The 13,488-nt window shown below is 72.1% G+C and carries 13 protein-coding genes; 10 read left to right on the top strand and 3 right to left on the bottom strand.

Features of this window, described 5'->3' with window-relative positions; translation table 11 throughout:
- Window positions 1-117 precede the first annotated feature (117 nt).
- The 7 genes from AWQ70_RS35890 (at window position 118) to AWQ70_RS35860 (ending at window position 6,416) form a co-directional block, all read left to right on the top strand.
- On the top strand, window positions 118-1,632 hold the full coding sequence (locus AWQ70_RS35890; RefSeq protein WP_084518188.1) for an MDR family MFS transporter: 1,515 nt from the start codon (window positions 118-120) through the stop codon (window positions 1,630-1,632).
- Between the two features lie 106 nt (window positions 1,633-1,738).
- Window positions 1,739-2,800 (top strand): aminopeptidase P family protein, encoded by a 1,062-nt coding sequence (locus AWQ70_RS35885; RefSeq protein ID WP_067186462.1) that lies wholly within the window; start codon window positions 1,739-1,741, stop codon window positions 2,798-2,800.
- A gap of 24 nt (window positions 2,801-2,824) precedes the next feature.
- Window positions 2,825-3,385, top strand: coding sequence for an elongation factor P (efp, locus tag AWQ70_RS35880; protein ID WP_067186461.1), 561 nt, complete (start codon window positions 2,825-2,827; stop codon window positions 3,383-3,385).
- A gap of 1 nt (window position 3,386) precedes the next feature.
- Window positions 3,387-3,797, top strand: coding sequence for a transcription antitermination factor NusB (nusB, locus tag AWQ70_RS35875; RefSeq protein ID WP_067186458.1), 411 nt, complete (start codon window positions 3,387-3,389; stop codon window positions 3,795-3,797).
- 114 nt (window positions 3,798-3,911) lie between these two features.
- On the top strand, window positions 3,912-4,631 hold the full coding sequence (locus AWQ70_RS35870; RefSeq protein ID WP_084518187.1) for a methyltransferase domain-containing protein: 720 nt from the start codon (window positions 3,912-3,914) through the stop codon (window positions 4,629-4,631).
- A 42-nt stretch (window positions 4,632-4,673) separates the two neighbouring features.
- Window positions 4,674-5,891 (top strand): DNA polymerase IV, encoded by a 1,218-nt coding sequence (locus AWQ70_RS35865; protein ID WP_067186493.1) that lies wholly within the window; start codon window positions 4,674-4,676, stop codon window positions 5,889-5,891.
- A 147-nt stretch (window positions 5,892-6,038) separates the two neighbouring features.
- Window positions 6,039-6,416: an SCO2097 family morphological protein gene (locus AWQ70_RS35860; protein WP_067186456.1), complete on the top strand. Its 378-nt coding sequence runs from the start codon at window positions 6,039-6,041 to the stop codon at window positions 6,414-6,416.
- 18 nt (window positions 6,417-6,434) lie between these two features.
- Here the strand turns inward: AWQ70_RS35860 and AWQ70_RS35855 are convergent, their stop codons facing one another.
- The 3 genes from AWQ70_RS35855 to AWQ70_RS35845 form a co-directional block, all read right to left on the bottom strand.
- Window positions 6,435-8,792 carry a transglutaminase TgpA family protein gene (locus AWQ70_RS35855; protein ID WP_067186453.1) on the bottom strand — a complete coding sequence of 786 codons (2,358 nt, stop codon included), beginning with the start codon at window positions 8,790-8,792 and terminating at the stop codon, window positions 6,435-6,437.
- A gap of 112 nt (window positions 8,793-8,904) precedes the next feature.
- Window positions 8,905-10,131, bottom strand: a complete 1,227-nt coding sequence (locus tag AWQ70_RS35850; RefSeq protein ID WP_067186451.1) for a DUF58 domain-containing protein — start codon at window positions 10,129-10,131, stop codon at window positions 8,905-8,907.
- Between the two features lie 58 nt (window positions 10,132-10,189).
- Window positions 10,190-11,200: an AAA family ATPase gene (locus tag AWQ70_RS35845; protein ID WP_084518186.1), complete on the bottom strand. Its 1,011-nt coding sequence runs from the start codon at window positions 11,198-11,200 to the stop codon at window positions 10,190-10,192.
- A gap of 444 nt (window positions 11,201-11,644) precedes the next feature.
- Here AWQ70_RS35845 and mraZ point away from each other — a divergent pair, with 444 nt between their 5' ends.
- The 3 genes from mraZ to AWQ70_RS39655 all read left to right on the top strand — a co-directional run.
- A complete protein-coding gene (mraZ, locus tag AWQ70_RS35840; protein ID WP_067186488.1) occupies window positions 11,645-12,076 on the top strand; it encodes a division/cell wall cluster transcriptional repressor MraZ in 432 nt (143 codons plus the stop codon).
- A gap of 310 nt (window positions 12,077-12,386) precedes the next feature.
- Window positions 12,387-13,310, top strand: coding sequence for a 16S rRNA (cytosine(1402)-N(4))-methyltransferase RsmH (gene rsmH, locus AWQ70_RS35835; protein ID WP_084518185.1), 924 nt, complete (start codon window positions 12,387-12,389; stop codon window positions 13,308-13,310).
- Window positions 13,307-13,488, top strand: a 182-nt coding sequence (locus tag AWQ70_RS39655) for a hypothetical protein (RefSeq protein WP_218004778.1), incomplete at its 3' end; no start/stop codon positions are given. The genes rsmH and AWQ70_RS39655, both read left to right, overlap by 4 nt.

Below are 13,488 nucleotides of genomic sequence, written 5' to 3'. Positions count from 1 at the left end.
GTTTGACATGTAAACAAGCGTCTACTAATGATTAGAGAAACTAACTAAACTGGGGGATCCGTGACTGACGTGGTGAATCGGGCGCCAACCCGGCGGACGTACACACACCGAGAGGTCATGGAGATCCTCTCGGGGCTGCTCCTCGCGCTCCTGACCTCGATGATCTCGACGTCCGTGGTCGGCACCGCGCTTCCCACGATCGTCGGCGACCTCGGCGGCCAGGACCAGCTCTCCTGGGTCGCCAGCGCCACGCTGCTCACGATGACGGTGTCCACCCCTCTGTGGGGCAAGCTCTCCGACATCTTCGGGCGCAAGCTCATGTTCCAGACGTCCCTCGTGCTGTTCGTGGCCGCCTCGGTGGTCGCCGGCCTGTCGCAGAACATGGCGATGCTGATCGCGGCCCGCGCCGTGCAGGGCCTCGGCACGGGAGGGCTCTCCGCGCTGACCCAGGTGATCCTCGGCGACGTGGTCGAGCCCAGGGAGCGGGGGCGCTACTCGGGCTACGTCGGCGCGGTCTTCGGCGTCTCCACCGTCGCCGGCCCGCTGCTCGGCGGGTTCATCGTCGACGCGTCCTGGCTCGGCTGGCGCTGGTGCTTCTACGTCTGCGTCCCGCTCGCCCTCGTCGCGTTCCTGGTGATCCAGAAGGTGCTGCGCCTCGACCACGAGCACCGCGACGCGCGCCTCGACTGGTGGGGCGCCTTCACGATCACCGGCGCCGCCACCTCCTTCATGCTCGTGCTCTCCCTCGGCGGCCACGAGTTCGAGTGGAACTCCCCCTGGACGTACGGCCTGTGCGCGCTGGGCGTGGTGATGGTCCTGCTCGCGGCGGCGGCCGAGCGCCGGGCGGCCGGGCCGATCCTCCCGCCCCGGCTGTTCGGCGACCGCACCTTCGTCCTGGCGAGCCTGGCCTCCCTCCTGGTCGGCATCGCCATGTACGGCGCGATGATCTACCTGCCGCAGTACCTGCAGATCGTCAAGGGCATGAGCCCGACCGCCTCCGGCCTGATGACGCTGCCGATGGTCGTGAGCCTCTTCCTCGGCTCCGTCGTCTCGGGCCGGATCGTCACCAGGACCGGCCGCTGGAAGGCCTATCCGGTCGCCGGGATGCTGCTCGTCGCCGTCGGCCTCGGCCTGCTCTCCCGGCTGCACGTCGACTCCAGCGGGCTGGTGATCGGCCTGGACATCGCGGTCTTCGGCGTCGGCCTCGGCCTGACCATGCAGATGCTCATCCTCGCCGCGCAGAACGCCGCGGAGGTGCGCGACATGGCCTCCACCACCTCGGGCGTCTCGTTCTTCCGCAGCCTGGGCGGCGCGATCGGCGTCGCGGCGTACGGCGCGATCCTCACGAACAAGGTCAAGAGCGAGCTGACGTCGATGATGGCGGCCGCGCACGTCACGCCGTCCGGGCCGGGGGCCACGCTCAGCCTCGGCACCCCCGAGGCGATCGCGCAGCTCCCCGCCCCCATCCACGCGATGGTGCTGGAGGCGTACGCCCGGGGCATGCAGATGGTCTTCCTCGTCGGGGTGCCCGCCGCGATCCTCGGGTTCGTCGCGGTGCTGCTCCTGCGCGAGACGCCGCTGCGCTCCTCCGGCGGCGGCCACGCCCGGCGGCCCGCCCACGCCAAGAGCTGAGCCGCGCTCGGCCACGCCGAGAGCTGAGCCGTTCCCGGCGCGCGGCCCCGGCGGCGCCGGGCCGCCGGGCGGCGTAGAGTCCAACCGTCGGATCGGAGGACTCCCCATGCCATTCGCCTCGCGCCGCGCCAGGGTCGCCGCGGCACTGTCCGGGCACGACCTGACCGCGCTGCTCGTCACGCGCCCGGTCAACGTGCGCTATCTCACCGGCCTGTCCAGCTCCAACGCCGCGGTGCTCGTCACCGCGGACGGCGCGGCCGTGCTCGCCACGGACTCCCGGTACATCGAGACGGCCAGGCGCGAGTGCGCCGACGTCGAGACGGTGGAGGCTCGCGACGTCGCGGGCACGTTGGCCGGGCGGCCGGAGGGGGCGGGGCGGGTCGCCGTCGAGGCCCACGACATGTCGGTCGCCGAGTACCGCAGGCTCCTGGAGGGCCACCCGGACCTCGCCGCGGTCGGCGGCGTGGTCGAGGAGGTCAGGATCGTCAAGGACGAGACCGAGATCGAGGCGCTCCGCCGCGCGTGCGCTATCACCGACGCGGCGTTCTCCCAGGTCGTCGAGCGGATCGCCCCCGGCGTGACCGAGATCGAGGTCGCCCGGTGGCTGGAGTCCGCCATGGCCGAGCTCGGCGCCGACAAGCCCGCGTTCGACTCCATCGTGGCGAGCGGCCCCAACGGGGCCATCCCGCACCACTCGCCGTCCGGCCGGGCCATCGAGGCCGGCGACCTGGTGACCATGGACTTCGGCGCCCGTGTCGACGGCTACCACGCCGACATGACCCGCACCGTCGCCGTCGGCCGCCCCGCCGACTGGCTCCGCGACCTCTACGACCTCGTACGGCACGCCCAGCGCGCCGGCCGCCACGCCGTACGGCCGGGGGCCTCGACGCACGAGGTGGACGCGGCCGCGCGGGCGGTGATCGAGGAGGCCGGGCACGCCGAGCACTTCGGCCACGGGCTGGGCCACGGGGTCGGCCTGGAGATCCACGAGGAGCCGTTCCTCGGCCCCGGCAGGACCGGTAGAATAGACGATCGGGTTCCGCTCACCGTTGAGCCGGGGGTCTACCTGCCCGGCAGGGGCGGGGTGCGCATCGAGGACACGCTTGTGGCTCGTGCCGACGGTCCGGAGCTCCTCACACTGACGACCAAGGAGCTGCTCGTCATCTAGGGCAGCCGCACTCAGGAGAACCACGTGGCGACGACGAACGACCTCAAGAACGGACTGGTGCTCAAGCTCGACGGTGGGGAACTCTGGTCCGTCGTGGAGTTCCAGCACGTCAAGCCCGGCAAGGGCGGCGCGTTCGTCCGCACCAAGCTGAAGAACGTCAAGTCCGGCAAGGTCCTGGACAAGACCTTCAACGCGGGCGTCAAGGTCGAGGTGGCCAACGTCGACAAGCGCGAGATGCAGTACTCGTACATGGACGGCGAGGACTACGTCTTCATGGACACCGAGACGTACGACATGCTGCACGTCTCCCGCGCTGCCGTCGGCGACACCGCCAACTACCTGCTGGAGAACATGCTCGCCACGGTGGCGATCAACGAGGGCAACGTGCTCTACATCGAGCTTCCGGCCGCCGTCGAGCTGACCATCGCCGAGACCGAGCCCGGCCTGCAGGGCGACCGCTCCACCGGCGGCACCAAGCCCGCCAAGCTGGAGACCGGCGCCGAGATCAAGGTCCCGCTGTTCATCACGACCGGCGAGAAGGTCAAGGTCGACACCCGCAGCGGCGAATACCTCGGTCGGGCCTGAGGTGTCAGCTCGCGGCAAGGCCCGGCGGCGCGCGCTCGACATCCTCTTCGAGGCCGAGGCGCGCGACGAGAGCCCGCTGAACGTCCTGGCGGAGCGCGTCGAGCGCGCCGAGCCGCCCGTCAACGAATACACCTCCACCCTCGTCGAGGGCGTGGCCAGGCACCTGACCCGCATCGACGAGCTCCTCGCGACGTACGCCGAGGGCTGGACGCTCGAGCGCATGCCCGCCGTCGACCGCAACATCCTGCGCGGCGGCACGTACGAGATGCTCTGGTCGGCCGAGGTCCCCGAGGGCGTCGTCATCAGCGAGTGGGTGCATCTCGCCGCGGAGCTGTCCACCGACGAGTCGCCGCACTTCGTCAACGGCCTGCTCGCCCGTTTCAAGCAGCTCAAGCCGTCGATCTCCCTCTGACCGCCGTCTCCGGCCGCCCGGCGGCCGGCCCGCTCCCGAGCCGTCCCCGGCGCCGCCCGGGGGTGCCCGGCCGTGCCGTTAGGCTGGCTGGAGCCGTACGAGGGAGGGGCGAAAGTGCGTGACGCCACGCGGCAGACCGTCGTCTGGGAGGCGCTCCGCGCCGTCCTGGCGGACCTGACGACCGCCACGGGACGCGAGACGCTGGACATCGTGGACGCGGGAGGTGGCACGGGCGGTTTCGCGGTGCCGCTGGCCCGGCTCGGGCACGCCGTCACCGTGGTCGATCCGTCGCCCGACTCGCTGGCCGCACTGGAGCGCCGGGCCGCCGAGACGGGCGTCACCGTCCGGGGCCTGCAGGCGGACGCCGGAGACCTCGGCGACCTCCTGGAGGCCGAGACCGTCGATCTGGTGCTCTGCCACAGCGTCCTGGAGTACGTCGAGGACCCCGCCGCCGCTCTCGCCGCCGCGGCGGGCGTCCTGCGCCGGGGCGGCGTGGTCAGCGTGCTCGCCGCCAACCCGCTCGCCACGGCCATCCACCGCGCCCTGTCCGGCAACTTCGGCGAGGCGCGCCAGGTGCTCGCCGACTCGGCCGGGCGCTGGGGCGACCGCGACCCGACGCCGCGCAGGTTCACCAGGGAGGCCGTGACCGGCCTGTTGTCCAAGGCCGGGTTCACCGTCGCGGACGTACACGGCGTCCGGGTGTTCGCCGACCTGGTGCCCAGCAGGCTCGCGGAGGGGGACCCGGCGGCCCTGGTCGAGCTGGAGCGCGCCGCCGCCGCCCACCCCGTGCTGCGCGACATCGCCACACAGGTCCACGTCATCGCCTGCCGATAGAACGGATGTTCGGATAGGATCGGAGGCGTGTCCAGGAAGCAGATGCTCCCCCAAGGCGGCGGCGGGCTGGCCGACGACAGCGGCTGCCCGATCCTGCACGTGGACATGGACGCCTTCTTCGCCAGCGTCGAGCTCCTCGACCGGCCCGAGCTGCGCGGCCGGCCGGTCATCGTCGGCGCCGCCGGGGCCCGCGGGGTGGTGCTCAGCGCCACCTACGAGGCCCGGCGGTTCGGGGTGCACTCGGCGATGCCGATGACCCGGGCCGTGCGCCTCTGCCCGCGGGCGACGGTCATCCCGCCCAGCCACGGGAAGTACGCCGAGGTCTCCCGCGGCGTCATGGAGATCTTCCGCTCGATCACCCCCGAGGTGGAGCCGGTCGCCTCCGACGAGGCGTTCCTCGACGTCGGCGGCGCCCGGCGGCGGCTCGGCCCTCCCGCGGCCATCGCCGCCATGATCCGCGAGCAGGTCGCCGAGCGGTACGGCATCACCTGCTCGGTCGGCGTCGCGAGCAGCAAGTTCGTGGCCAAGCTCGCCTCCCGCCAGTGCAAGCCCGACGGGCTGCTCGTCGTGCCGGCGGACGGCGTGGTCGAGTTCCTCCACCCGCTGCCCGTCGCCGCCCTGTGGGGCGTCGGAGAGCGCACCGAGCAGGCCCTCGTCCGGCTCGGCATCCGCACCGTGGGCGACCTCGCCCAGGTGCCCGTCTCCACGCTCCAGCGCGAGTTCGGCGCCGTCGGCGCCCACCTGGCCGCCCTCGCCTGCGGGCGGGACGAGCGCCCGGTGGTGCCGCACACGCCGGACAAGAGCATCGGCAACGAGGAGACCTTCCCCCACGACGTCGACGATCCGGAGGCGATCAGGCGTGAGCTGCTGCGGCTGTCCGAGCGGGTCGCCGCCCGGCTCCGCGCGAGCGGCCAGGTCGGCCGGACGGTCAGCGTCAAGCTCCGCCGCTCCGACTTCACCACGATCACCAGGTCCCGAACGCTGCGCGAGGCGACTGACGTCGCCAAGGAGATATTCGCCACATCCTGTGAGCTTTTCGCCGCCTCCGGGATGGATCGGGTCCGGCTCCGGCTGGTCGGCGTACGCGTGGAGAACCTCCGTCCGGCCGGCACGGCCGCCCGCCAGCTCAGCCTCGGTGAGCGGGAGACCGGCTGGCGAGAGGCGGAACAGGCGATGGACAAGGCGATCCGGCGTTTCGGTCCCGACGCCGTCCGCCCGGCTTCGCTCGTCCGGCCTCCATCTGGTCCAATGGATCTATGACGTCCCCTCCGGTTTGGACCACGTTGGACGTTTTCTTTCGTCTACGTCTACAGCCTCGTATTCTGGGGATAACCGACCGCGAGGTCCGGACACCCCGTGTCGTCCGTTGCCGTCTTCCCCGAAATGGGGCCGTCCTTGGGAGGCGCCGTGCCGCTGTCTGAGCACGAGCAGCGCTTGCTCGACCAGATCGAGCAGGCCCTCTACGCCGAGGACCCGAAGTGGGCCAACGCCGTTCGGATCAGTGATCCGCGCAGCCACTACAAGCGCCGCCTGGTGAAGGCGTCCATCGGCTTCGCGCTCGGCGTCGTCCTGCTGATGGTCGGCGTCGTGGCGAACATCTGGCTGGGCGTCGCCGGGTTCGTGGTCATGCTGGCGACCTGCCTGTGGGGCCTGTCGAGCTGGAAGCGCATGAACGGGTTCGGCGTCGACAGCCAGGCCGCCCCGGCGCGGGGCCGGCGCCCGCAGCGCCGCGGCTTCATGGACCGCATGGAGGAGCGCTGGCGGCGCCGCACCGACGAGCGCTGACGCCGCCCCCGCGGGCCCCTACCTGGTGCCCGCCCCGCTCCTGGACAGCGGCCGCCACCGGATGCCCTCCAGCCGGTCGAACCCGTCCAGCAGCTTCGTCCCGGCCGCCCGCACCCGCAGCAGGGTCGAACGCGGCGCGAACCGCGACGCCACCCGCCTCCTTCTCCGCACCGCGCCCGCCAGCGCCCGCCGCACGCGCGGCAGGTCGGACGGCCCCGGCCCCGCCGCCGGCGGGGACGCGGCGTAGCGCATCCGCTCCTCCACCGTCGCGATGCTCGTGATCGCCGCCGCCGCGTCCGCGTCGAACTCGTACATCTCGGTCAGCCTCCGCGCCAGCGCGCGCGGGCTCTCGCTCGGCTCCCGCGACATGCCGAGATCGGTCAGCGTGTCGCACAGCTCGGCCCAGGCCGCCCTGACCGCGGGCCTCGCGCCGCCGCGCCGCACCAGCGCGTACCTGCGGCGGCGGACCAGCGCCCGGGCCAGCGCCGGGACGAGCGCCAGCAGCAGGACCGCGCCCGCGCCCAGCGCGATCTTCGCGGGGACCGGCATGCCCTCGTCCACGACGATCGGGACGGCCCCGAGGTCGCGGTCGAAGTCCCTGGGGTTGCGCCGGGACGGACCGCCGGTGGCGGCCGAGTCGTCGTCCTCGGAGGACGGCCCGGAGGACGGCCCCGCCGACGGCGTGGCATCGGGCGTGAGCGGCAGCGAGTAGTCGGGCACCCGGGCCGTGCCCTGGCCCACCGCGCCGGTCGGCGTCGGCTCGAAGGGCAGCCAGCCCGCGCCGTCGAAGTACAGCTCGGGCCAGGCGTGCGCGTCCTGCGTGCGCACCGACCACGACTTACCGATCTTCGTGCCGCCGGTGTAGCCGATCGACACCCGGGCCGGGATGCCGATCACCCGCGCCATGACGGCCATCGCGCTCGCGAACTGCTCGCAGTACCCGGTGCGCCCGATCAGGATGAACCGCGACAACGCGTCGCCGCCCGACCCCTTCGTCTCCAGGCTGTAGCTGAAACCGCCCTTCCCGGTGAACCACTCCTGCAGCAGGACGGCCTTCTGGTACGGCGTGGCCCCGCCCTCCGTCACCCGCTCCGCCATGGCGACGACCTTGGGATCCAGATCGGGGAGCGCGAGAAAACGCGCGTCGGGCGTGGGCGTGGACATCACGTCGAGCTGGGCGCGCGTGGGATGCGGCTCGTTCACGATCACCCGGTAGTCCAGCCCCGCCGCGTCGTCACGGGTGGAGAACACCATCCGCGACGCCTGGTCGGCCCGCCAGTCGCCGTCGGCGTCGACCTGGACCGCCGGATAGGGGAGAGGAAGGAAGCGCAGCGGGTCGATGTCCTCGCTCACGCTGACGCGGCTCTCCACCCGGTTCGTCGCGACGCCGGGGCCGAGGCCGGGCGGCGGCGGCAGCGGCCCCTCCGACACCCGGTCCTCCGGACGGCCGCGCAGCGGGCTCACCGTCCACTTCTTCCCGTCGAACACGTCGAGCGCGTAGATGCGCAGATAGCGCGGCCGGTCGTCGCCGCTGGTGTACGTCAGCACCGTCGCGTTCCGCTGCTGCGACAACTGGCCGCTCAGCTTGGCGATGGCGTCCGGGATGCCGATGCTGTTGCCGCCCCGGCCCGAGCCGTTGCCCACGCCGAAGCCGAACAGCGGATCGGGGCTGAGCGCCGGGAGCAGCGCCGGCAGCACGATCGCGAGCGTGATCGCGGTCGCGCCGATCCGTTTGCCGGAGAGCGCCAGCCGCCCGGAGTCCGCCTTGTCGGCCCCCGCCGTACGCGTGCGGCGCACCAGCACGGCCCGGCCCCAGCTCGTGAGCCGCTCCCGGCCGTCCGCCACCAGCAGCCCGACGTACCCGATGGCGGCGATCACGAAGGCCGGCCAGGCGACCGGCTCGGGCAGCACCGCCGCGGGCACCGTGAACAGGCCGAGCAGGGGCAGCCCCGCCAGCGCCGCGCGGCGCAGCCGTACCGCGAACAGGTCGACCAGGACGGCGATCAGGCCGACGCCGCTCGCGGTCAGCAGGCTGACGCCCGGCTCGGCGGGCACCGGCGCGGCGAACCGCTGGATGTCGGCGAACCCCTCGGCGAGCAGCTCGCCCAGCCGCAGCGCCGACGCCTTCGTCGGGACCAGCCACGCCCAGGTGTGCTCCTTGGCGAACGTGGCCGACAGGTACACGGTCACGGCGACCGGCATCAGGAGCGGCGCCGCCCACCTCGGCGCGGCGAACCGTGACGCGAGAGCCCCCACGGCCGTCGTGACCACGAGCGTGCCCACGCAGGCCCAGAACCAGGCCCCGCCCTCGAACAGCGAATAGAGCGTCAGGGCGACGGCGCCGGTGGCCAGCCCGGCCGCGATCGGCAGCTTCATCTCCCGCTCACCGAGCCTCTCCGATCGACGCGCTTTGTCACGCCCCGCGCTGTCACGCCCCGCGCTGTCACGCCCGGCCCTTCCACGCCCGGCCCTTCCACGCCCCGCCCTGTCACGCCGCGCTCCTCTTGTACGCCGCCTCCGGCCAGACCGAGGCCAGGGACGTGCCGGAGGAGAGCGGCAGCACCCTCCATCCACTCGCCGTGAGCACGGCCTGCGCCGCCTCGAACGACTCGTCCGGGGCCGAGTCCCAGCTCGACACGTCGAGCATGACCGCGACCCCCGTCACGCCGGTGTGCCGCAGCCGGGCCAGCGTCTGGGCCTCCTCGAGGTCGAGCGCCCCGAGGACCGCCACGATCAGCCCCTCCCCGCCGCCCTGCCGCAGCGCCCCGACCCCGTGCTCCAGGGACCGCGCCGAGCTCTGCCGTACGACGGAGAGGGTGTCGAGCAGCGCCCACGACAGGCCGCCCTCGGCGAGGGGCTGCGGGCCCTGGTCGGTGACCAGGCGCAGGCCGAGACCCTCGTGCGCCAGGTGCACCCCGATCGACGCCGCGGCGGAGACCGCCACCTCGAACGACGACCGCGGCCCGTCGCCGCGGTGCGCGTGCCTGCGGGTGTCCAGCAGGAGCGCACCCCTGCTCTGCCACTGCTGCTCCTCGCGCCGCACCATCAGCTCGCCCCGGCGGGCGGTCGACCTCCAGTGCACCCGCCGCAGGTCGTCCCCCTGCCGGTACTCGCGCGGGGCCACGTCGTCGTCGCCCGCCGCCGCCACCGAGCGTGTACGGCTGTCGCCGCCGCCGCTCCACTCGCCGGACAGGCGCACGTGGGGGAGCGCGACCACCTGGGGGACGACCACCAGCGTGTCCGTGATGGTGAACGACCGGGTCAGCTCGACCATCCCGAACGGGTCGGCGATCCGGACCGACAGGGGGCCGATGGGATAGCGGCCGCGCAGATCGGAGTGGACCTTGTAGTCCACCTCGCGGACGCCGCGCGACTCCACCCGGTCGAGGACGAACCGGGGCCGCGTCCCGAGGGCGTACTGCAGGTTGTCCTCGACGAGCAGCAGCCCGGTGGGCAGCCGGGTCACGTTCTCCAGCCTGAGGGTGACCGTGCTGCCGGTGCCCGCCTCGACGCGCGCCGGGTCCAGGCGCCGCGCGCAGGTCAGCCGGTAGCGGGTCCTCGCCACCACCATCGCGGCGAGCAGCGGCATCGCGATGACCAGCACGGCGATCCGCAGCAGGTCCTGCTCGCCGAGGACGAGGGCGCACAGCAGCGCCGCCACCCCGGACGCGAGGAAGGACCTGCCGCGCGAGGTCAGCGCCTTGAGCCCCGTCATCGAATCTCCTTGAACTCTCCTGGGACGCCGGGCCCGGGGCCTCGGCGCGGCGAGGACGTCAGTTCGTGTCCGGAACGGGGACGCGGCGCACCAGCTCGGCCACCACCTGCTCCGGCTGCCGGCGCTGCCCCTGCGCCTCCAGGCTGGGCAGCAGCCGGTGGGCGAGCACGGGCACGGCCAGCTCCTGCAGGTCGTCCGGGATCACGTAGTCCCGGCCGGACAGCGCGGCGTGCGCCCTGGCCCCGCGTACGAGGTGGAGCGTGGCCCGCGGCGAGGCGCCGAGGCGCAGGTCGGGCGACCGCCTGGTCGCCGTCACCATGTCCACGGCGTACTTCTTCACCGCCTGGGAGACGTAGACCGCGCGGACCGCCCGGATGAGCGCGCGCACCTCGGCGGTCGTGGCCACCGGCTCCAGCTTGCCGAGCGGCTGCGCCGCGCCGTGGACGTCGAGCATCTCCAGCTCGGCCGTCGGCTCGGGGTAGCCCATCGCGATCTTCGCGGTGAAGCGGTCCCGCTGCGCCTCTGGAAGAGGGTAGGTGCCCTCCATCTCGATCGGGTTCTGGGTGGCGATCACCATGAAGGGCGACTCGAGCTCGTAGGTGACGCCGTCGACCGTGACCTGGTGCTCCTCCATGCACTCCAGCAGCGCGGACTGCGTCTTGGGAGAGGCGCGGTTGATCTCGTCACCGACGACGATGTTGGCGAACACCGGGCCCGGCTTGAACTCGAACTCCCGGGTCTGCTGGTTGTACGCGCTGACACCGGTGATGTCGCTCGGCAGCAGGTCGGGGGTGAACTGGACGCGCCTTACGGGGCAGTCGATGGATCGTGCCAGCGCCTTGGCCAGCATCGTCTTCCCGACGCCCGGGACGTCCTCGATGAGGAGGTGGCCCTCCGCGAGGAGGACGGTGAGGGTGAGCCGGACCACCTCGGCCTTGCCCTCGATCACCGACTCGATCGCCCGGCGGATCCGGTGCGCGGTTTCGACCAGGTCCTCCAGCCGGTTTCCGGCGTCGGGGGCGACGTCGCTCGTTACTGCCACCTGGCCTCCATGAGGATGCGCCTCCATGAATGAGGCGTTTGACGTTCCTTATCCATTCTGTGTACCGACCTTATGACGCCTCAGGTTCCTGGGCGACTTTGTCCGGAAATCCGGTTGAACTGCCCATAGTGTTATGAGTCCGTTTCTCGTTGAGGTCGCGTGCCCGTCCGAATCCCGTGACATAACTCGCTCCACTTTCCTCCACCCGGCCTCCGGCGGGTGCCGGAAAGCCCGCAGCGGCGGGGCTTCCGGGCGCCCCGCGCCCCGAACCGACACGCCCGTGCGGGGGTTGGCGGCCTCCCCGGCGCCCCACTCCGCACCACCTCAATTGACCTGCGGAAATGCGAACGAAATACGCCGCGACGAGGGCCGGAATCAGTTGACGGTGGGGAGAAGTGGAGTATGGTGGTGCGCAGTGGAGGGCAGGGGCGAAAGCGCTGAGCGCTCCGCAAGGCACGGGAGGTGGAGCCGGTGTTCCTCGGCACCCACCAACCGCGTCTGGACGACAAAGGACGGCTGTTCCTGCCGGCGAAGTATCGCGAGGAGCTGGCGGAGGGTCTTGTGATCACCAAGGGCCAGGAGCGCTGCCTCTACGTCTTCCCCGTAGAGGAGTTCCAGCGCATCACCGAGGCTCTGCGCACCGCGCCGGTGACCGCCAAGGCGGTCCGGGACTACAGCCGGGTCTTCTTCGCGAGCGCGTCCGACGAGACGCCGGACAAGCAAGGACGGATCACGATTCCCCCGAGCCTGCGGCAATACGCCGGCCTGGAACGTGACTGCGCCGTCATCGGAGCGAACACCCGCCTGGAAATCTGGGACGCCGCGGCCTGGGAGGCCTATCTGGCGGAGCAGGAGCAGGCGTTTTCCGACCTTTCCGAGGAGGTGTTGCCCGGAGTTCTCTGAATTCGTACCAGATCAGGTCTCGCGACCATGCGAGATCAGGAAGACCCGTCGGTGACGTTCGGCGAGGTCTCCACCCGCTCCCAGCGGCACCTGATGCACCTTCCCCGGTGTCAGGTTCCGCGGCAAGGCGATGCGGATGGGGACCTGGCCGGGCGGGTCGGCTCCCGTCCGGGAGCGGCCCTTTGGGTGGGGGATCCAGAAGAAGATCACCGGCGGCAGCCGCACATCCGCGAGCTTTGCAGCGGCAGCTTTTTGGGGGTTAACAGCGTTGTCGGATTTCTCCGAGCAGCCGTCCGGTCACGTTCCGGTCATGCTCGATCGCGTACTGGATCTGCTCGCTCCGGCGTTGTCCGGGCCGGATCCCGTGGTCGTCGACGCGAACCTCGGCCTGGGCGGGCACGCTCAGGCACTGCTCGCCGCCCACCCCTCCCTGCACCTCGTCGGCATCGACCGCGACCCGACCGCCATCGAGCGGTCCACCGCGCGCCTGGCTCCCTACGCCGGGCGCACCACCATCGTGCGCGCGGTCTCCGACGAGCTGACCGACGTCCTGAGCCGCATCGGGCGGCCCCGGGTCGACGGCGTGCTGTTCGACCTCGGCGTCTCCTCGCCCCAGCTGGACGAGGCGGAGCGCGGCTTCGCGTACTCCTATGACGCACCCCTCGACATGAGGATGGACCCCGATCAGGACCTCACCGCGGAAAAGGTCGTCAACACGTACTCCGCGGCGGAACTGACCCGCATCCTGCGCGACTACGGCGAGGAACGCTTCGCCTCGCGCGTGGCGAGCCTGATCGTCAAGGAACGGTCCAAGCAGCCGATCGCCTCCACCAAGCAGCTCGCCGACCTGGTCAGGTCGGCGATCCCCGCCGCGACCCGGCGGACGGGGGGCAACCCCGCGAAAAGGACTTTCCAGGCTCTGCGCATCGAGGTGAACGAGGAGCTCACCGCTCTCGAGCGGGCCCTGCCCGCCGCCCTCGACGCGCTCGCGCTGGGCGGGCGCGTGGTCGTGCTCGCCTACCACTCCTTGGAGGACCGGCTCACCAAGCAGGTCCTCGCGGCGCGAACCAGGGACACCAGCCCCCCCGGGCTGCCGGTCCCGCTTGAGGCTCACCAGCCCAGGTTCCGCCTTCTGACGAGGGGAGCGGAGCTCCCGGACGAAGACGAGGTGGCCCGCAACCCGCGGGCGGCGTCGGCCCGCTTGCGGGCGGCAGAGAGGATCCGCGAGGGATGAGGACTGAGCAGGAGAGCCGGCAGGCGGCGCGACGCGTTCCCACGAGGGGACGCACGGCGGTGCCCGCCGCCGGCCGCGCCCAGAACGGACGCGACGGACGGCAGGTGCGCGGGGGTGAGGTCGCCGATCCGCCCGCGCGCGGCACCCGCGCGCCCGCCGAGGAGCGGCGCGTCCCTCC

Source organism: Microtetraspora niveoalba (genome assembly GCF_001570405.1).
Classification (GTDB): domain Bacteria; phylum Actinomycetota; class Actinomycetes; order Streptosporangiales; family Streptosporangiaceae; genus Microtetraspora; species Microtetraspora niveoalba.
Note: the sequence above shows the minus strand (reverse complement) of the source record. Positions and strands in the feature narration are given on the sequence as shown.

Excerpts from the sequence above, each read along its gene's own strand:
- AWQ70_RS35885 (WP_067186462.1), top strand. The coding sequence starts at position 1,739 with ATGCCATTCGCCTCGCGCCGCGCCAGGGTCGCCGCGGCACTGTCCGGG.
- AWQ70_RS35850 (WP_067186451.1), bottom strand. The coding sequence starts at position 10,131 with ATGACGGGGCTCAAGGCGCTGACCTCGCGCGGCAGGTCCTTCCTCGCG.
- rsmH (WP_084518185.1), top strand. The coding sequence starts at position 12,387 with ATGCTCGATCGCGTACTGGATCTGCTCGCTCCGGCGTTGTCCGGGCCG.
- AWQ70_RS35855 (WP_067186453.1), bottom strand. The coding sequence starts at position 8,792 with ATGAAGCTGCCGATCGCGGCCGGGCTGGCCACCGGCGCCGTCGCCCTG.
- AWQ70_RS35845 (WP_084518186.1), bottom strand. The coding sequence starts at position 11,200 with ATGGAGGCGCATCCTCATGGAGGCCAGGTGGCAGTAACGAGCGACGTC.
- AWQ70_RS35890 (WP_084518188.1), top strand. The coding sequence starts at position 118 with ATGGAGATCCTCTCGGGGCTGCTCCTCGCGCTCCTGACCTCGATGATC.
- AWQ70_RS35865 (WP_067186493.1), top strand. The coding sequence starts at position 4,674 with ATGCTCCCCCAAGGCGGCGGCGGGCTGGCCGACGACAGCGGCTGCCCG.